The 19,307-nt window shown below is 52.9% G+C and carries 13 protein-coding genes; 11 read left to right on the forward strand and 2 right to left on the reverse strand.

Going from position 1 to position 19,307, the window contains the following annotated elements; translation table 11 throughout:
- Positions 1 to 23: 23 nt before the first annotated feature.
- On the reverse strand, positions 24 to 437 hold the full coding sequence (locus FJ147_06155; GenBank protein ID MBM4255466.1) for a hypothetical protein: 414 nt from the start codon (positions 435 to 437) through the stop codon (positions 24 to 26).
- A 564-nt stretch (positions 438 to 1,001) separates the two neighbouring features.
- On the opposite strand from FJ147_06155, the gene pbpC reads away from it, so the two are divergent.
- From pbpC to FJ147_06185, 6 genes are all read left to right on the forward strand, one after another.
- Positions 1,002 to 3,350, forward strand: a complete 2,349-nt coding sequence (gene pbpC / locus FJ147_06160) for a penicillin-binding protein 1C (protein ID MBM4255467.1) — start codon at positions 1,002 to 1,004, stop codon at positions 3,348 to 3,350.
- A gap of 110 nt (positions 3,351 to 3,460) precedes the next feature.
- Positions 3,461 to 5,980 (forward strand): PAS domain S-box protein, encoded by a 2,520-nt coding sequence (locus tag FJ147_06165; protein ID MBM4255468.1) that lies wholly within the window; start codon positions 3,461 to 3,463, stop codon positions 5,978 to 5,980.
- The gene (locus FJ147_06170) at positions 5,908 to 6,894 is read left to right on the forward strand and encodes a diacylglycerol kinase family lipid kinase (GenBank protein ID MBM4255469.1); all 987 of its coding nucleotides are present in this window, start codon (positions 5,908 to 5,910) and stop codon (positions 6,892 to 6,894) included. Before FJ147_06165 ends, FJ147_06170 begins: the two co-directional genes overlap by 73 nt.
- A gap of 689 nt (positions 6,895 to 7,583) precedes the next feature.
- The gene (locus FJ147_06175) at positions 7,584 to 8,039 is read left to right on the forward strand and encodes a PEP-CTERM sorting domain-containing protein (GenBank protein MBM4255470.1); all 456 of its coding nucleotides are present in this window, start codon (positions 7,584 to 7,586) and stop codon (positions 8,037 to 8,039) included.
- A gap of 175 nt (positions 8,040 to 8,214) precedes the next feature.
- Positions 8,215 to 9,378: a glycosyltransferase gene (locus tag FJ147_06180; GenBank protein ID MBM4255471.1), complete on the forward strand. Its 1,164-nt coding sequence runs from the start codon at positions 8,215 to 8,217 to the stop codon at positions 9,376 to 9,378.
- 308 nt (positions 9,379 to 9,686) lie between these two features.
- A complete protein-coding gene (locus FJ147_06185; GenBank protein MBM4255472.1) occupies positions 9,687 to 10,802 on the forward strand; it encodes a hypothetical protein in 1,116 nt (371 codons plus the stop codon).
- A gap of 356 nt (positions 10,803 to 11,158) precedes the next feature.
- Here the strand turns inward: FJ147_06185 and selA are convergent, their stop codons facing one another.
- Positions 11,159 to 12,547, reverse strand: a complete 1,389-nt coding sequence (selA, locus tag FJ147_06190; protein MBM4255473.1) for an L-seryl-tRNA(Sec) selenium transferase — start codon at positions 12,545 to 12,547, stop codon at positions 11,159 to 11,161.
- Positions 12,548 to 12,631: 84 nt separating this feature from the next.
- Between selA and FJ147_06195 the strand changes: the two genes are divergently transcribed.
- The 5 genes from FJ147_06195 (at position 12,632) to FJ147_06215 (ending at position 19,300) form a co-directional block, all read left to right on the forward strand.
- The gene (locus tag FJ147_06195; GenBank protein ID MBM4255474.1) at positions 12,632 to 13,729 is read left to right on the forward strand and encodes a hypothetical protein; all 1,098 of its coding nucleotides are present in this window, start codon (positions 12,632 to 12,634) and stop codon (positions 13,727 to 13,729) included.
- A 162-nt stretch (positions 13,730 to 13,891) separates the two neighbouring features.
- Positions 13,892 to 15,289 carry a UDP-N-acetylglucosamine diphosphorylase/glucosamine-1-phosphate N-acetyltransferase gene (glmU, locus tag FJ147_06200; protein MBM4255475.1) on the forward strand — a complete coding sequence of 466 codons (1,398 nt, stop codon included), beginning with the start codon at positions 13,892 to 13,894 and terminating at the stop codon, positions 15,287 to 15,289.
- A gap of 137 nt (positions 15,290 to 15,426) precedes the next feature.
- Positions 15,427 to 17,253, forward strand: coding sequence for a glutamine--fructose-6-phosphate transaminase (isomerizing) (glmS, locus tag FJ147_06205; protein ID MBM4255476.1), 1,827 nt, complete (start codon positions 15,427 to 15,429; stop codon positions 17,251 to 17,253).
- A gap of 137 nt (positions 17,254 to 17,390) precedes the next feature.
- Positions 17,391 to 18,758 carry a hypothetical protein gene (locus tag FJ147_06210; protein ID MBM4255477.1) on the forward strand — a complete coding sequence of 456 codons (1,368 nt, stop codon included), beginning with the start codon at positions 17,391 to 17,393 and terminating at the stop codon, positions 18,756 to 18,758.
- Positions 18,759 to 18,781: 23 nt separating this feature from the next.
- Positions 18,782 to 19,300, forward strand: a complete 519-nt coding sequence (locus FJ147_06215; GenBank protein MBM4255478.1) for a hypothetical protein — start codon at positions 18,782 to 18,784, stop codon at positions 19,298 to 19,300.
- Positions 19,301 to 19,307 lie beyond the last annotated feature (7 nt).

Raw genomic sequence — 19,307 nt, forward strand, 5'->3', positions numbered from 1 at the left:
GGACACGCAACAGTGCAGTAGAGCTACACTGCTTCACACCGCGTGCGAATGATCTTGAGGATATTGTTCTGGATATCGCGCATAATGAAATCAGTCCACCAACTGGAGTAGAAATTGAAGCGTGTTGATACGCGATGGGTACTCTCTAAATGGAGAATCACTCGTTGTTCTTTAATCGGCTCGATCCAGTATCGACCTTCAAGGACATCGAAGTATTCCCCACCAATGGTCACGTGTGGATCAAGCGTCGTCGGTGGAATCGAAGCCGTATCGGCTTTGATCGAGAAAACCAGTTCCTTCTCTGGCTCCCAATGAGTAATGGTTTCAATGAATAATACCCCACCAGCGAATGTCGCATGTCGGATCCCTCCAACTCCTGGATGGGATAATGTGGCCTCGACTGGTCGTGGAAAGCCGATCATATGTACAAAGCTCACCCCCTGTTCTTCAGGTTGTATAGCGGGAACTCGCTCAATGTTCTGCCAGACGGTTCTCGGGGTCGCGTTGATCGCAATTTGAGTTTTCACTACGCGTAGAGCGGATGATACAGACAGTTGGTTTTCCAAGGGAGCTGCAATATACGGGAGGAAAATGACCATCGAGACGACAAGAGGCGGAAAGGTATTTACTGCCTGTCTTCTCCGGAGTATCAGGGTTGCGCAGAGTCCCCCTAAACACACCGACGGAAGAAGAACAGGAAGCGCTAAGACGATACAAATGCCACCTTCTTTTCCTAAGACAACAGCAAGGAGCAATAAGAACAGCAAAGGTTTGAGCGGGGTAACCAGTCCATGTCTCCAGGAGCCTTTGTTTTCAGCATTACTCCAATACACGGCAAGAAAACCGACCACGAAAGGGACCAGGAAAAGAAAGCTTAAGGACATCAGCGGGAGAAGGATGCTGGCGATTCGTTCTTCCGCGGATTCAGCAAATGCATAGGAAACGCTTCCATACAGTACCGCGACAAAGATGCTTAGTCCGATTGGAGATCGCCGTCGCATATGTTGAACGCTAGCAAAGCTCCACAGTATTGTCGATTTCGCCGTGCGATCGGGCTCGGACTATGTGTGATCCTCGGGCCGTGGCTGACCTTCGTCCTGCTCGACTGGTGGTTTCCGTTTCCCTTTGCCACACTTCACCGTCAACCAGCAACAGTCGTCACCGACCACGAAGGGGTGCCATTACGTATTTTTCTTCCCCCTGACGAACAGTTCCGTATTCCAGTGACTCTCAGTGAAGTTGCACCGGTTTTTCTCAAAACTCTGATTGCTTCGGAGGACCGGTGGTTCCATTCCCACCCCGGTGTCAACCCGTTCGCAATCGGTCGTGCCCTCTGGGCCAATCTACGACATAGTCGCATTGTCTCCGGCGCTTCGACAATCACCATGCAAATTGCGCGCTTAGCAGAACCCAAACCCAGAACGCTCTGGGCAAAAGGCCAAGAGCTCTTTCGCGCCTTACAACTTGAACGACGCTTCACGAAAAACGAACTGCTTGAACTCTATGTTAACCTCACCCCGTACGGCGATAATATCGAAGGCATCGGTGCAGCCAGCACAGTCTATTTTGACAAAACACCACAGCAACTCTCTCTTGGTGAGGTAGCACTGCTCGCGGTGTTACCACGTGCACCCAACGCCTACAATCCAGTACGAAATCCGCATACCGCACTGGCGGTGAGAAACCGCACCTTGGCGCAACTCCAACGCTCCGGAGTCTTCACGGCAGCGGAGATCACCGGTGCCCGCCAACATCCCGTCAAAGTTCCGACCTGGCAACCTCCCTTTGTCGCTCCACACTTCAGTCAAATAGTTATTGATCGTTTCTCTCGCGAACCGCAGATCGTTACGACACTTGATCGACGCGTGCAACAGATAGCGGAAACGCAGGTTGCAACCCGCATCGCTGGGTTACGCGAGCGCGGCATCGGTAGTGCTGCTGTAGTAGTGATTGAAAACGACAGCCGTTCCGTACGCGCCCTGGTCGGGTCGCCAGATTTCTTTGCGATAGCAACTCAAGGGCAGGTCAATGCCGCCACTGCTCGTCGTTCGCCGGGCTCTACGTTGAAGCCGTTCTTATATGCGATGGCAATGGATCTCGGCCTGATTCTCCCGGATACCTATTTGGTCGACGTACCAACGGATTTTGCTGGCTATGTCCCTGAAAATTACGATGGCCAATACAGCGGATTAGTCACGGTCCGTGAAGCGTTGGTGCGTTCGTTGAACGCTCCGGCGGTGCGCTTGCTCGCGCAGATCGGGCTCCCAACATTCCACACGCTTTTGCAGCGCGGCGGATTGGCAACACTTGATCGCCCAGCAACGACGTATGGCTTGCCACTTATTTTGGGCAGTGGCGAGGTGACGTTGCTGGATCTTACCAATCTGTACGCGACACTCGCAGCAGGGGGAATGCATCAACCAATTCGGATCACGACAAATCCATCGGGGAACAGCGCAAGCCATGAACACCTTTTCTCGCCGGAGTCTGCACACCTGGTGACGAGAACATTGACAGGCCTCCAACGCCCTGACCTTCCTCGCGCGTGGCACCTGACACGTGAGGTGCCAGTCGTCGCGTGGAAGACCGGCACGTCGTATGGCCACCGTGATGCGTGGAGTCTTGGGTTTTCTGCCCGCTACACTATTGGGGTGTGGGTTGGCAACGTGAATGGTCGAGGGCAGAAAGGGCTTTCCGGTGCTGAACATGCAGCGCCCCTCCTTTTCGATTTATTTCGTGTGATTGAAGGGGGCACAGCCCAACTGCCACGTCCAGAAAATTTACAACTGGGAGAAGTGCGTATCTGCGCCCATAGCCATGAACTCGCTGGCCCGTACTGTCCGCTCACTGATGCAGTCACTTCATTATCTGGGCGCTCAAAACTCTCCTTCTGCTCGTATCATCGTCGTATTTTCGTCGACAGCGAAACCGGCGAACGGCTTGCGGGTGCATGTCTTGCGCAGCGTCCCCACCGCGCGACGGTCATTACAACCTATCCCGCAGAGTTGTTAGCGTGGCGCCAAGCCCAAGGATTACCCGTTCCGTCCTTTCCCCCTCTCCACTCGCTCTGTAGTGATATCCCCGCCAACGAACCTCTCAAAATCGTTTCTCCTAATGCCACCACGCCGTATCATTTGCGTCGCGATACGCCACACGAGTATCAGCAAATCGCTCTCCGCGTTGAGGGAGGAGCCTCTGCTCGGTACCTCTATTGGTATGAGGACGGTGCGTTGATCCGTACTGGTTCCCCTGAGACAAAACTCCTTCTTCCCCTCCGCCTGGGTACACACCGGCTTGTTGTTGTCGATAACACTGGGCGCATGGATAGTTTGTCTTACCATGTTGAATAGTGATAAGAAGAAAGAAGATCTGGGGGGAACTTCCCTATCTTTCGCAGCGAAGTGATAAGAGAAGCCGATCAGTTGAGTTCTCCGGAGGGGATAGGGAGAAAGAAGAACGTATGGGCGAGAGTTACAGGAGCACCTCACCGAGAGGAGTGGACGATCATCCGACTTTCGACGTACCGGAAAAAACACCAGCGAGGCCTCTCCCTCAGACTGAAGAACATTACCGCACGATCTTTGAGAATGCGAACGATGCGATAGCTTTTATCGCCTTGGATGGCACGCTGACGAGTGTCAACCGTAGTGCCGAGCGCCTTGCCGGTTTGCCGCGGGAACAGCTTATTGGTCGCTCGTTTACTCAATTTCTGACGCCCGTGTCAGCGCTGTTTGCTCAGGAACGTATTGAGCGAGCCCTCGCTGGCGAACCGCTCCCTTCGACCTTCGAACTCGAACTCCTCCGCCCCAACAGCCGTACTGTAGCAGTTGAGGCGCGCACCCGTTTCCTGCGCGACACACAAGGTACGATCGTCGGGATTCTTGGTATTTATCGTGATATCACCGAGCGAAAGCAGGTCGAGGAAACCTTACGACAAGCGCACGCGGAATTAGAACAACGCATCCAAGAACGCACGGCAGACTTGGCGCAAGCGAACGCGGCGTTGCGCGCTGAGATCGCAGAACGAAAACGAGCAGAGGGCGTAGCACGGGCAGCTGAGCGTGAGTATCGCGCGTTATTTGAGAATGCGGTTGAAGGCATTTATCGGTCAAGCCTTGATGGCCATCAACTTCGTGCCAACCCTACTCTTGTGAGATTAAATGGTTATGAGAGTGAAGCGGAGATGCTCCTAGCAGTAAACGATATTGCGGGGGAGTGGTACGTCGATCCGAACCGACGCAACGAATTTCAGCGCATTTTGGCAGAACACGGGACCGTGACCGAGTTCGAATCTGAAGTGTATCGACACAAAACTCGTGAGCGAATTTGGATTTCCGAGACTGCCCGGCTCGTCCGAGACCAACACGGCACTCCGCTCTATTATGAAGGCACAGTCCAAGACATTACCGCACGGAAACGGGACGAAGAGCAGTTGCGTACGTCAGAGGGTCAGTACCGCCTCTTATTTGATCAGAACCCACATCCGATGTGGGTCATTGATGCCGAGACACTCGCAGTCCTAGCGGTGAATGACGCTGCGATCGAGCACTACGGCTATACGCGGGATGAATTTCTTGCGATGACCGTCCGCGAGATTCATCCGCCAGGGCAGGTACAAGCGGTTGAGAAACACATCGAGCAAATTGCCTCGCGTGGCATCACCACGAGAGTGTGGCAGCACTGCAAAAAAGACGGAACGCTCATTGATGTTGAAATCACCTCGCACGACATTCCCTTTTCCGGTCGCCCTGCACGGGTTGCGCTCGCGCATGACATTACGACCCGCAAACAGGCAGAAGAAGCCCTACAAAAAGCTCGCCTGGAGTTAGAACAGCGCGTCCAGGAACGCACCGCGGCACTGACACAGGCGAATCAAGCGCTACAAGCAGAGATCGAGGAACGGAAGCGCTTTGAGGAAGCATTACGAAAAAGTGAAGAACAGTATCATGATCTTTTTGAGAATGCCAATGACGTGATTGGTACCAGCACGCTTGATGGCATCATTACCAGCATCAATCGCCGCGTCGAGCAAGTGCTGGGGTACTCTCCAGCAGAGATCATTGGCAAACGCGTCCTCGATCTTGTCACACCAAAATCACAAGAAGTCATAAAAAGGCGTACCCTCCAGCGGTATACCGGCAAAGAGATTCCGAGCACCGTCGAGGTGGATTTTGTCCGACGCGATAAAAGCATTGTCACGGTCGAGGGGAGAGTACGGACGATTTTTGATACGCACGGAACCCCAACCGGCGTCCACACGATATACCGAGACATTACCGAACGGAAAAAGGTCGATCAGATGAAGGACGAACTGATCTCGACCGTCAGTCATGAACTGCGCACCCCATTAGCAAGCCTGCGAGGGTTTACGGAGTTGATGCTGAAACGTGAGTTCCCTCCTGAGAAACAACGAGAACTCCTCTCAGTCATTCATAACGAGTCGCTCCGCTTGTCACGGTTGATCGATGATTTTCTCGACCTCCAACGGAGTGAAGAAGGGTATTCCTTCTACACGTTCGCCCCGGTCGTCCTTGAGCCCCTCCTGCAGAAGACATCCGAGTTCTTCACCAAAGAACTGCGCACCCATTCGTTACGGCTCGATATTGCACCGGCCTTGCCCGCTGTGCGAGCAGACACCAATCGCCTTCAGCAAGTCCTGAGCAATTTACTGTCAAACGCGATTAAGTTCTCTCCTCACGGAGGTGAGATCGTCGTCGGAGCGCGAGTAGAAGCACCGCAAGTGACAGTATGGGTCGCAGATCACGGCGTTGGGATTCCCCTAGAAGCCGTCCCCAAGCTCTTTACCAAGTTCTTCCGTGTCGACAACTCCGATACTCGCAACATTGGCGGAACCGGGCTCGGGCTGGCTTTGGTGCGAGAGATCATCAACGCGCATCAAGGGCAAGTATGGGTGGAAAGCACCCTGGGAAGCGGAAGTACCTTCTTCTTTTCCCTTCCTATTGCAGAGCAGGATACATAGGCGTGTCGTCTCCTATGCGGGTTGTCGTCATCATCAACCCCATTTCTGGCACCGGGAGTAGTCCAGCAGTCGCGCGCCAACGCGCACAATTCGCAACGGCCATCCTTTCCGCTGCAGGCATAGAGTGCGACGTACGGGTCACCGAGCGGGCCGGACATGCGTACACAATTGCCCGCGAGGCAGTTGAGCGACACACGACGCTTGTACTCGCATGGGGCGGTGATGGCACCATGAACGAAGTGGGCCGCGCACTGGTATGGAGTCCGACTGTTCTCGCGCTTATTCCAGCTGGTTCAGGCAATGGTCTCGCTCGCGAACTACACATTCCATTCGATCCAACGCAAGCGTTTCACACCGCACTCCACGGCAAGGACCGCACTATTGATGCTGGAGAAATTGGCGGACAGTTATTCTTGAACGCGGCAGGGGTTGGCTTCGATGCTCAGGTTACGACGCTGTTTAACAATCGTCCAAAAGGACGACGAGGATTCTCGTCCTATGTCACAATCGCGATGCGAGAACTCCTGACATACGAGCCAGACGTCTATACGATTATCATCAACGGAGAAACGCTTCATCGCCATTCCTTATTCATCGCTGTCGCCAACTCTCAACAATATGGCAATGGAGCCATGATTGCTCCGAATGCAGACCTCAGTGATGGACACTTGGATCTCGTGATCATCCCCAAGCGTTCAGTAAGAGAAACGCTCTGGGAGGCGCGACGCTTGTTCAACGGTACGATAACCAAAAGTCCTGGGGTCGAGACACGTCGCATCACTCAGGCAACGATTACAGGACAAAGACCGCTCTGTTTGCATGTCGACGGCGAGCCCGTCGCCAATACTGCCACTGCGCTCGTTGTTCGTACCCATCCACTCGCGCTACGAGTGAGAGCCGCGCAATGCGACTGACACACGGTTGAGCCCACGTGGCTCGACCGTCTCGCTTTCCTCCTCATAGCATCGCTTCATTCTTAGTGCTAAAAGAGGGCAGTTGTGTGAATCTGTAGACTCCTTCCTCTTACACCTCCCCACACTTCATCTCGCGATACTTCCCTCGCTACCTGTATTACCTGTCGTCGAATAGAAGTCTCCAGACTCCTAGAGGATATCACTTACCCCTCTTGAAATTTCCTGGTGGGGAGTGTAATGACCGATCGCCTCCACCGTTATTTAGATAAAAAAATACCCCAAAAGTGCACATATAACCGACAATATTTTGCCACCTGTAACCAGAAGGAGACCAACATCGTGCATCGGCGTATCAGAATCTTCGGATTGGGGCTCGTCTTCGTCGTAGGAATGCTAGGAAAAGATAGTCAGGCAGTGACGCTGACTGTCGACGCCAGGGCCAATATCTTTGGGGCTGGACTGCTACACCACCAGCGCCAGGTGGAGGCGGTGGCGGCATCCTCCCTTCGCTCTTTTCCTTTACTACGGGTCCTGACCAGATTCTTACGTTCTCGCAGGTGACGGGAACCGTATCGTGTTGTAGTGGGGGTAATACCTTCAACGGTCCTGATGGGAATGGTTTTGCTACTGGCAATACTGACATTCTTTCTTTTGGAGGCATTTCAGGCATTGTACACGATAGTAAGACGATGTTCCTTGTTGGCGTCTTCCTTAGCGATCAAGAACCCACTGACCCAGCACCGGAAAGATTGGATTTTTCGCCTGCACAAGCGAACCTCGCTCTTACTCCTACACAGGCGAACTTTGCTCTTGCTGCTGCTCAAACGCCAGATATTTTTACCCAACTCGCCCCCCTGCTCCATCAAGTTTTTTTCATCGGAGATGGCCGCACAGACACTGGCAGTATCCAACAGTTTATAGTCCCTGATAACGCGACCAGACTCTTTCTCGGCTTTGCTGACGCTCTTGAGTTTGGTAGTCCCTCAAGCCAACCTGGGCACTATGATGATAATGTAGGTCAAATACAGGCTATTTTCACTTTGACAAGTCGCACCACCCCTATCCCAGAACCAAACACCTGGCTCTTGTTGAGTTCAGGTCTCATTGGCATCGTCTTGTGGCATCGGCGTCGCTGGGAAACATGATTTCCTGAAACAATCAGAAGAACAGAACAGTGCAAGTTCTACGGCTGTTCTGTTGATTACCATCGATAAAAATTTCTATCCTACTCGTTTGCTGCGCATCCGTTGTTCGTCATCATCACCCAGCTATTTTCTCCTTTTCAGCCGTTCACACGATATGTAACGTTTGGACTACGGCATGTTACGCAACGTTTTGCTTCTCTCTGCCTCCGCTGGCGCTGGCCATCTCCGAGCTGCCCAAGCTCTCGAGCGTGCCTGTCTTGCTCTGAACGCTGCACAAGAAGTTCGACACATCGACGTCTTAGAATATACTAACAAACTGTTCCGCAACTTCTACTCCAAGACCTACATTGAGATGGTCAACACCATGCCAGACGTATTGGGGTGGTTGTATGACTATCTCGACAAGCCGTGGAAAAACGAACGTCGTCGCTTAGCCTTCGATAAGCTCAATACACGACCGTTCGTCAAACTGCTCGAACAAGAACAACCCGATGTGGTCGTGTGCACGCACTTTCTTCCAGCAGAAATTATTTCCTGGCTCAAAGCGAAGGAGCGGATGAACACGCGGCAGGCGATTGTCGTCACTGATTTTGATGTACATGCCATGTGGCTTGTACATCATGTCGAGCATTATTTTGTTGCGTTGGAGGAAACGCGCGTGCACCTGCAGCAGCTTGGTATCTCAGCCGAGAAGGTTACTGTTTCTGGCATTCCCATCGACCCGATTTTTGCCGAACAGAAAGACAAGCGTGCCATGCGCCGCAAGCATGGTCTCCAAGAAGACCGGACGACAATCCTTATTGCCGCAGGTGGATTTGGCGTTGGTCCGATTGAACATCTCGTGCAGTCACTCCTGGACCTTCACCACCCTGCGCAGATTGTCGCTGTGTGTGGTCGCAGCAAAGAATTGAAAACACGACTTGACCGTATCGCGGCACGACGCCTTCCTCAACAGATATCACTACACGTGACTGGTTACACAACCGACATGGACGAATACATGGCGGCTGCTGATTTGCTGGTAGGTAAGCCTGGCGGTTTAACAACATCCGAAGCCCTCGCGAAAGGATTAGTGTTCGTGATCGTTAACCCCATACCTGGCCAAGAAGAACGTAACGCTGATCACTTACTGGAAGAAGGAGCAGCTATCCGCTGCAATAACCTTCCTGTCCTCGCCTATAAGATCGACCAACTGCTTGACGATCCGAAGCGGCTTGCAACCATGCAAGCTAACGTCAAACGCCTCGCCCACCCGTATGCAGCACGAGACATCGTGACTACCCTCCTTTCGCTTGAGCGCAGTGCGGCAATGAAAAAGTCCGGCGCAGGGGCAAGGTAAGGATACGCAACACCTATAGGACTATCAGCAAGGTGCAAAGGGTGGACTCTTCCTCATAATCCAGGCTGGATGGTACACTTGCCAACGTGATTAAGCGATTCTTTGCAGGACCTTCACGGCTTACCTGGCATCATTGGTGGCAATGCGCCCTTCACGTAAGCGTTTTCTGTTCTTCCCTTGCGTTGGTCTTCGGACTACGTCGTGCCTTTTTTCTCTTGCTGATACTCCCCTTAGGTTTCATCCCCTTCTCGTATGCGCGGCTACGGTTGCAGCGGATTTTCGATCACGTGCTGAGAACACGACCATTCATGAAACGAGGCCTGAGTGGTCTCGGGGTTGTGTGTGATGTCGTTATGGTGGCCCAACTGCTCACCGCAAGAACAGGAGAGCCACTCTTGTTGTTACACGGTCCTGGTATTTCCTGGGTGGGTCCGATCTGGTTCAGCGCCCATGCCCTATTTTTTCTCGGTGACATGGGGATCACAGTTGGCAGTATGGTAGTTCGTCGGGTGAGCTCCCTTGTGCCTTCTCGTGTTGCCAGCACCCCAGAGGCGATTGCGTCACCAGAACGCCGCCAATTCCTCCAGGGGATGGGTATTGTCGGTGCAGGGGCACCATTTTTCATCTCGTTGTCCAACATCAAGCTCTCGTATGATTTTCGTGTCGAAGAGCGCGAACTCTTTTTCCCCCATTGGCCAAGAGAACTTGACGGACTGCGCATCGCCCATCTCTCCGATATCCACGTGGGTGGGGCAATGAATCGAGCCCGCTTGCTTCGTATGGCCGCGCTGACCAACGCGGCGCGCCCAGCTATCGTGATGCATACCGGAGATTTTCTGGTTCACCGGACCGGCGATTTTGATGCGCCTCTCTATGAAGCATTGGCACGGATTCGTGCTCCTTATGGCCAGTGGGCGTGCTTGGGCAACCATGATTTTGATGCACCAGAGCGATTGGTACAGCGTCTTGAGCAAGCGGGAGTGCGCATCTTACGGAATATGCTGGTGACACTTTCGATACAGGGTGTTCCGCTCGAAGTCGGCGGGATAGATTACCTGCGTGGCCGCACCACATGGGAAAAGCGTTATGCACAAATTGTGTCGTCCTGGCCCTCACGCACGGAGGCCCCTCGCATCCTTCTGAACCACGATCCCAGTGCATTTATTGCCCTCCCACCGCGATGCGCCGACTTCGTGTTGTCTGGCCACACTCACGGAGGTCATGTTGGAGTGCAAATCAGTCGTGACTTCGCACTCACCGTTGTCGGACTCGCTGGGGTTCCAGATCAGGGAATTTTTCAACGCCCAGAGATGACGATGTATGTCACCCGTTGTGTCGGATTCTATGGTTACCCCATGCGGTTAGGCATTCCCCCAGAGATTGCGATACTCACAATTCGGACGCAGGAGCGATCGATGGTATAGAGACCTGAGTGAAGAGAGCGGAAGCAAACTACGAAGGATGAGGAAGGGAAGACCATGAACTTTCTTTCGGTACGCTCAAAGCGGTAGCTAAGGCCCCAGCACAAAACCGTTGGCCCACGGACCTGGACTCTCAGACAGCACCGTGCTAAGTCCGCGAAATCATTCTGTGGAGGAGGATGGGGCCCGGTGGCCCCACCGGTCTTCAAAACCGAGTTGCGCGGCGTAACGTTGCGCGGATGGTTCGACTCCATCCCTTCTCCGCCAAGATGAAGTCTCATTCTTCTTCCCCTCATCCTGACCTTCTCCCTCAGGGAGAAGGAACCTGGTGCTCAGTGAGGTAAGGAGCCCCCTGGTCATTATGGCTGCAGAAGCAATTCTTCAGCGGCAAAAATCCCGCGCAGGTCAAGGAAAAATGTACCGTCATGAATGCGCCCAAGGATCGGGGAATCCGAAGCACGAAAGCGTACCGCGACTTTCTCGGGTGATAACTTGGTGTGACGTATAGCAATCGCGCGGCTGGAAATCTCTTCTTCTGGAAGCGTGCCACTGCCAATCTGAGCTTTGGTGTCCTCGACGGTGATCGTAAAGCCATCGCCGAGTTGCTGCTGTAGTAAAGGTACAACCTGCGCTGCGATCGTATCCATCTCTGCACGTGAGCGAGTCAGCCAACGTAATGTTGGGAGAGCAGCTACTAAGTCTGGATCCCGACGATAGAGGCGTAGCGTTGCGCTCAACGCTGCAAGGGTCAGTTTACCAACACGCAACGCACGTTTGAGTGGGTTTTTCTTGATGCGAGTAATATATTCTTTGCGTCCGACAATGATCCCCGCTTGTGGTCCACCTAACAGCTTGTCACCACTAAACGTGACCACATCAGCTCCCGTAGCGATTCGCTCGGCAACAACGGGCTCTTTCGGTAAGCCAAAAGCAGAGAGATCGATTAACGCTCCGGCTCCGAGGTCTTCCATCACTGGGATCTGGCGCTCGCGACCAAGGCCGACTAATTCGTTCAGATCAACCGCACTGCTAAATCCAATGATCCGATAGTTACTAGGGTGAACTTTGAGTAAGACGCCAGTTTGTGGTGTAATCGCATCCGCGTAATCCGAAATTCGCGTACGGTTTGTCGTGCCAACTTCATGCAGAGTGACACCGCTCTTACGCATGACATCGGGAATGCGGAATGAGCCACCTATCTCAATCAACTCGCCGCGTGAGACGATCCCCTCTTTCCCCTCAGCAAGTGAGTTCAAGGCAAGTAGAACAGCAGCCGCATTGTTATTGACGACAGTAACAGCTTCGGCGCCGGTTAACGCAAGGAGGTCGTCGGCAACAACATCATCGCGATCTCCACGTCCGGCTTCGCTCAGATCATATTCAAGCGTAACCGGCGACCCGCCGACACGAACGATTTCATCAAGCGCAGCCTTGGCCAATAAAGCGCGACCAAGATTCGTGTGTAACACCGTACCAGTAGCGTTAATCACTGACTGTAACGGCGAACGATCTTCCTGAGCAACGGCACTAGCGACGTGGCCCGCAATCTCGCTCTCGCTGAGCGTAACCGGAGTTGCATTCGCACGAATCTCTTGTCGGATCGCCATCAATGTCTCGCGGACCTTGTCGGTGATATAGGAACGGTTGTATCTCTGTAGCAGGTGACCTACAGTGGGCGTGGAGAGTAGCTTTTCGACCGAGGGGAGTGCACGTAATTGCGCGTGTTTGGTTTCGTGTATTTGTTCCATTGCGGCTGCAGCTTGGCATAGGGGTCTCACACGCGCAACAGTAGAGGAAGAACAGCTTCTTTACGCTTTTCGGAGGAGGAATGTATGGCAACTTCGGCAGCACCATATCGGACAACCATTGGACAACAAGAGGAGAAGATTGCCCACTTTCTCCGCACGTTTGAAGCGCAACAAGAGAAGATTCACCTCGCCAAAATCCATGAGAGCAAACAAGCATTGTTCGATGCGTTGGGCGATCTGTTTCCCCCCTTGAATGCCGAATTAGAGGGACTGACACCACCGGCAGGAGAGGAGAAGTTTCACCAGCAATGGAAAGACGCTGTTGCCTCTCTCGAAGATGCGTATACGTCGTTTCTCTCCGGCTCTGCAGGCAACTTTATGGCTGCCTATTTTCAGAGTCGTCATGCCTTCTCGCAAGGGAAGTATCAACTGTACAGTATGCGTACCCAGTTACCGACGGTGCACAAGTATTGGGTCTTGCCTGAAGCAGCCGCGCGCTTAGCCGAGTTAGAGACACCAGCCAGCGCAAACCAAGCAACTACTGGTGTGCTGCATCGTCCCGTTTCGGATCAACATGGTGAGTATTCTTTATATGTCCCAGAACATTACGACCCCAACCGCCGCTGGCCGCTGATTATCGCGCTCCACGGTGGACATGGTCGTGGCGATGACTATCTCCTCACCTGGCTGCGCTCGGCCAAGAGCAATGGCTACATCGTGCTCTCACCGAAATCCCTGAGCAACACCTGGTCACTGATGCAGCCCAGTATCGATATTCGCTCGATCCTGACAATGGTCGAGGAACTCATGGATGAGTACACCATCGATACCAGTCGCATCTTTGCGTCTGGCCTTTCCGACGGTGGAACATTTAGTTATGCCATCGGATTGCATTGCCCCAAGTTGTTTGCCGGTATTGCGCCGATCGCCGCCTCTGGCGTGTTTCCTGGCTGGATAGGCTCGCCTGACGCAAAACGGTTACCGATGTATGTGGTCCACGGTGGACAAGATTTCATCTTTCCAGTCGCGATGGCGCGGGCAACCACGAATCAACTGATCGAGAACGGCTTCAACGTCATCTATAAAGAACTCCCTGAGTGGGGACATGCGTGCACGTATTCGATTAATGAAACGATGGTCTTACCGTGGTTCGATAACCTCCCTTCCCGACCGGGAGCATAGGCTAGATGTCCGATTACCTCGTACAACTAGTGACCGATGTAAAAGTCCCATTTTTCTTTGTTATTTAAGACTTTGGCGCCACGCCCCGATACGATATAGTAGAGACGGCAAAAAAGTACCGGGGGTTCACGTCGTTCTAGTGACGGGCAGTTGGCAACTTCTATGGAACAACTTGGTGTCATTATTCTCGCGGCTGGGCTTGGCAAGCGTATGCGCTCTACCCAGCCGAAAGTGCTTCACTCATTAGCCGGGAAACCGCTTCTCTCACGAGTCATCGCCGCAACACAGCGGTTACACCCTGATCGCCTCGTTGTTGTCGTGGGCCACAAAGCCGAGGAGGTTCAACGTGTCTGTGGTGGTGAGGGCATTCACTTTGCCATCCAGCGTGAGCAACGTGGGACCGGCGACGCGGTACGTTCAGCACAAGCAGCGTTGCGCGATTTTCAGGGAGATATCCTCATTGCTTGTGGGGATACTCCGTTGTTGACCACAACCACCCTGGCACAGTTCGTCCAGGAGCATCACGCGCGCAAAGCGGCACTGTCGGTGCTCACCGTCGAACTCCCTGATCCTGGCAATTATGGACGCGTCATTCGCACGTCAACTGGACAAATTGTGAAAATTGTCGAGGCTCGTGATGCTTCCGCTGAAGAACGGGCAGTGCGAGAAATCAATTCTGGTATCTATTGTGTCAAAGCGTCCTTCCTGTTTCCCGCACTCGAAAAGTTACAACCCCAGAATGCCCAAGGAGAATACTATCTTACCGATATTATCTCCCAGGCGGTTGCCGCCGGGTTGCCAACCCAAGCGGTCTTAACAAAGAACGCTCACGAAGTCGAAGGCATTAACTCCAGAGAGGAACTAGCAGTTATGGAGAAAACTCGACAAGCACAATTACGGAGTCATTGGATGTCGATGGGCGTCACGCTTGAAGACCCAGATACCGTGTACATCGGCGAAGACGTCACTATTGGCCAAGACACGGTCATCGGTCCAAACACCCAACTGAAAGGTAAGACAACGATCGGCTCACGTTGCCGGATCGATGGCAGTGCCTACATCGAGGACTGCACTATTGGTGAGGATGTCCAGGTCTACTTTTCCGTCGTCCTCCGGGAGAGCGAACTTGGGAATCATACCAGCGTCGGCCCGTTTGCCCATTTGCGCGGTGGAGCAACGCTCGCGACAAAAGCAGAGATTGGCAACTTCGTCGAGGTGAAAAAGTCGTACATCGGTGAACATTCAAAAGCCAAACATCTCGCCTATCTTGGCGATGCAGAGGTCGGACGAGACTCAAACATTGGTGCAGGTACGATCACCTGCAACTACGACGGCTTCACCAAGCAGAAGACCAAGATTGGCGATCGTGTCCAGGTCGGGTCCGATACCACACTGATTGCGCCGATTACCATCGCTGACGATGTCTATATCGCAACGGCCACGACCGTTCGTCAAGACGTTCCTGCCGGAGCACTTGTCTTCAACACACGTGAAGAACAAACCCGTGCGGGCTGGACAGCAGCGAAGCGGGCGAAAGAAGCGGCAAAGAAGGCAAGTTAAGAGTGAAAAGTGAAGAGTGAAGAATGAAAAAGGGACCTAGGTGGAATCGCCTTTTTTATTCACTCTTATCTCTATTCTTCACTAACCGCCTACTGACTACTGAATGCTGACTACTGACTACTTACTATGAGGTTTTTATGTGCGGAATCATTGGCTACATTGGGCACCGTGAAGCAGCCCCAGTTCTTCTGCAAGGATTGAAGCGACTAGGATATCGCGGGTACGACTCCGCCGGAGTCGCAGTCTTTAACGGAAAAATCGAAGTCCGTCGCTCAGTCGGCAAACTCACGAATCTCGACCAACTTCTACGCGAGAGTCCGGTTCACGGCGCCATTGGCATGGGTCATACGCGCTGGGCCACTCATGGTCGGCCATCTGAAGCCAATGCCCATCCCCATCGCGCTGGAAAAATCGTGGTGATTCACAATGGCATCATTGAGAATTACCTGGAGCTGCGCCGTGAGTTAACGGCAAAGGGACGTACCTTTAATTCTGAAACTGATACCGAAGTCATTTCTCACCTGATCGATGAATTCGTGAAGGAGGGGCTCTCCTTCGCACAAGCGACACGGGCAACATTACAACGGTTAGAAGGCGCGTTTTCTATCGTGACTCTTTGTGAGGACGAACCCGGTAAAATTCTCACTGCAAAGAATGCAACCCCAATCGTCATCGGCCTTGGCGAAGGGGAGAACTTTGTTGCCTCCGACGTTCCCGCTGTGCTCGATTACACACGCAAGGTCGCGTTCCTTGATGACGGCGAAATGGCAGAGATCACCCGTGATAACGTAACGATCACCGATTTTCACGGTCATCTGATTGAGCGTGCACCGCGGCAAATCACGTGGGATACGCTGACCGCGCAGAAAGGTGGTTACAAGCACTTTCTGCTCAAAGAAATTCACGAACAGCCGCAGGCGATTATCGATACGATGCGTGGCCGCTTGCTCGTCAATGATGGCGAAGTGTCACTTGGTGAGTTAGAAGAACATGCGGAACTGCTTGACTCGGTCAAACGCATCACACTCGTCGCTTGTGGCACTGCCTGGCATGCGTGTCTGGTAGGCAAATTCTTTTTGGAAGAGCTTGCCCGTATTCCTGCAGAAGTCGATTACGGCAGTGAGTTTCGCTACCGACGGTCTCCCCTTGATTCTGGCACGTTGGTACTGGCGGTATCTCAGTCCGGCGAAACCGCAGATACACTTGCAGCCCTTGAGGGTGGACGTGCATGCGGAGCGAAAACCTTGGCGATTTGTAATGTCATTGATGCCTCGATTCCACGCAAGGCCGATGCCACGATTTACACCCATGCTGGACCGGAAATCAGCGTCGCTTCAACCAAGGCATTCACCACCCAGGTAACCGCGCTATATTTACTTGCAGTCTATTTGGGTCGGCGTCGTGGCGTGCTCGACAAAGCCACCAGCAGCAAGCTCATTGAAGACATCGTCAATCTGCCACATCAAGTGCAAGAGGTCCTGAAGAAAGACAAGCAGATAGAAAAGATTGCCAAAAAATATGGCCAAGCAAAGGACTTTCTCTATCTCGGTCGTGGCGTGAATTATCCTATCGCACTGGAAGGTGCTCTCAAGCTGAAAGAAATTTCCTATATTCATGCCGAAGGTTACCCGGCGGGAGAAATGAAACACGGCCCGATCGCATTGATTGATGAAGAAATGCCAGTGGTCGTACTGCTACCGAAAGACCCAGTCTATGCCAAGACCTTGAGCAATATGAAAGAGGTTGAGGCTCGTGGGGGACGGATCATCGCTATTACAGACGCTCCCTCCCCAGAGCTTGAAGAGATTGCCTGGGAAGTCATCGAAGTTCCCAGCACCAACCATCTGCTTATGCCAGTCCTGATTACGATCCCGCAGCAGCTGTTGGCCTATCATATCGCGGTCTATCGCGGGACGGATGTCGATCAGCCACGTAACCTGGCCAAGAGCGTGACGGTCGAGTAATGCCTGCCTTGTAGAGACGCGACAAGTCGCGTCTCCCCACCCGGCTCTCCCCTTTCCCAATCCCCAGAACAACCCTCTACGCTCACAAACACCGTGTGTGCTATATATTGTCCCGCTCGACGGAAGAGAGGGACGTTATGGGATTGCCACTGCACCGCAAGGTATTCGTGCGAAAAAAAATTATCACTGTTAGTTTCACCATTATTCTCGCCAGTATCGGGTTCACAATAGGACATTCCTCTCCCGCCCTGGCAGATGCGCCATTTGAGAAGCCACCCGTCATCGACGCTGAGGATTTGCTTCCAGCAAAATTCCTCAAAGGCAAGCGATATGAAGTCGAACGGAAAGTTCCCACCAACGGCTTCTTGGGACGGTTCACGCTGCGCACTGACTACGGAACAATGGAGGTTCGCGGACGTGACCTCTTACAAATTCGTGTAGGTGAAATCCGCTCCATCAAAGCGCTCCACAAGAAGGGCAAAGTCAAAGTGTTTGCCTCTGCCGCGAAAGATGCAGCCCTTCGTCCTATCAACGCGGTCAAACAGGTGATCAAAAACCCGGAGGAAACCCTCGACGGCATTCCTGCTGGGGTTGAACGGTTTTTCCACAACGCCTATCGGTCAGCCAAAAAGACAACCATGAATGCGGTTGACGCAGTGTCAGACTACATGGAAGAGAAACCAGACCAGGCAGAGCCAGCAGAGGAAGAAAAAACCGCCGAGGAGCAAGCAGCGGAAAACGTGGAGATGGCAGAAAAAGTGGTCAACAAAGCTGGTAACGTAGCCAAAGACTACTTTGGCTATAACAAAGCACGACGACAGTTGGCAAAACAACTCGAAATCGACCCGTACACCACCAATCCAATCTTGAACCAAACGCTCGACGAGTCCGCCTGGGCAGCCTTCGCCGGAGGCATGGCCTTTAAGATGGCAGTGCCTATTCCTGACGCCGTTTCCTATACCACGAAAGTTTCCAACCTGGTGTGGGACCTTCCACCGCCAGACCTCGAAGAAATCAATCGGAAAAAGCTCAAGAAGATGGGGATCAAAGGGCGACCCGTACGCGATTTCTTTCGCAACAATGCCTTCTCGCCAACCTTGACGACTTCGCTTGTCGCCGCTCTCGATCAACTCGATAGAGTTACAGGACGAGAAGAGGTCATAGCACTGGCAACGGATACTGCCTCTGAAGAAGAAGCACGGTATCTCACAGGCTCAACCCGACTCCTTGCCCACTACCATAAAACGGTTTCCCCGCTGATCGGGATTACTATCGTCGGCACCATCGTCGGCTGGAATCAAGAGGGAAACATCATCGTCCCTTCTGACGTCGATTACATTGCCTGGACGCGAAGAATTGCTGAGTTTGCGCAGCATCCGAACCTGCAAACTCCAGAACGCCATCTCTGGATCTCCGGTAAGTTCTCGCCGCTGGCTAAACAAGAACTCCGCTCGTTGGGATGGACCGTGCGAGAAGAGATTCGTGCAGCGGACCGACCAGAGTAGCCACACGTAGAGTGCAAACCCACATGGTAACGAACATTCAGCAATTGCTGACCGACCTGGCTCATACCCCGGCACTGATATGCACGGTTGGACGTGACACAGCTATCAGTGAGTTATTTCTGGATGGCACGCCAAAGCGGGTCGATTTTACTGATTCCTGGGTAACGGTCGAATTTAGTGGCTGGCATATTCATGTGGACCTCAGTACGGTTGCCACCGTACGGTTCGCGTACGCGCAAAGCCACGGTGACTCCACCAGTCTGTTTATTTCGTTTGATGATGTTGAGGGGAAGGCAGTGATGCGCTTTTACTTTCCGCATGAGAGCCATACGCATCGGACGTACAGTTCTGAGGAGTTGCAGCTGTATAGCAGCTTCAAGGAGCGGTACGGAGAGGGCGGGAGTCAGGCGCCGGGGGCAGTTAGGCATGGGCAAGAATTAAGTTACCGATTAAGAGCGAGGAAGAAGCGTATAGTTCCAATCGCCATGAAACTTACCGGGTTTGATATTGAGCGCTTGAAACTCATCGTCGGAGACCTGTAGGCCTTTG

Source organism: Deltaproteobacteria bacterium, from assembly GCA_016874775.1.
Taxonomy (GTDB): domain Bacteria; phylum Desulfobacterota; class Binatia; order Bin18; family Bin18; genus VGTJ01.

Bases quoted from the DNA above. Each gene is read 5' to 3' on its own strand.
- FJ147_06175 (MBM4255470.1), top strand. From the start codon at position 7,584: ATGTTCCTTGTTGGCGTCTTCCTTAGCGATCAAGAACCCACTGACCCA.
- selA (MBM4255473.1), bottom strand. From the start codon at position 12,547: ATGGAACAAATACACGAAACCAAACACGCGCAATTACGTGCACTCCCC.
- FJ147_06195 (MBM4255474.1), top strand. From the start codon at position 12,632: ATGGCAACTTCGGCAGCACCATATCGGACAACCATTGGACAACAAGAG.
- pbpC (MBM4255467.1), top strand. From the start codon at position 1,002: ATGTTGAACGCTAGCAAAGCTCCACAGTATTGTCGATTTCGCCGTGCG.
- glmU (MBM4255475.1), top strand. From the start codon at position 13,892: ATGGAACAACTTGGTGTCATTATTCTCGCGGCTGGGCTTGGCAAGCGT.
- FJ147_06180 (MBM4255471.1), top strand. From the start codon at position 8,215: ATGTTACGCAACGTTTTGCTTCTCTCTGCCTCCGCTGGCGCTGGCCAT.
- glmS (MBM4255476.1), top strand. From the start codon at position 15,427: ATGTGCGGAATCATTGGCTACATTGGGCACCGTGAAGCAGCCCCAGTT.
- FJ147_06210 (MBM4255477.1), top strand. From the start codon at position 17,391: ATGGGATTGCCACTGCACCGCAAGGTATTCGTGCGAAAAAAAATTATC.
- FJ147_06215 (MBM4255478.1), top strand. From the start codon at position 18,782: ATGGTAACGAACATTCAGCAATTGCTGACCGACCTGGCTCATACCCCG.
- FJ147_06185 (MBM4255472.1), top strand. From the start codon at position 9,687: ATGAAACGAGGCCTGAGTGGTCTCGGGGTTGTGTGTGATGTCGTTATG.
- FJ147_06165 (MBM4255468.1), top strand. From the start codon at position 3,461: ATGGGCGAGAGTTACAGGAGCACCTCACCGAGAGGAGTGGACGATCAT.
- FJ147_06170 (MBM4255469.1), top strand. From the start codon at position 5,908: ATGGGTGGAAAGCACCCTGGGAAGCGGAAGTACCTTCTTCTTTTCCCT.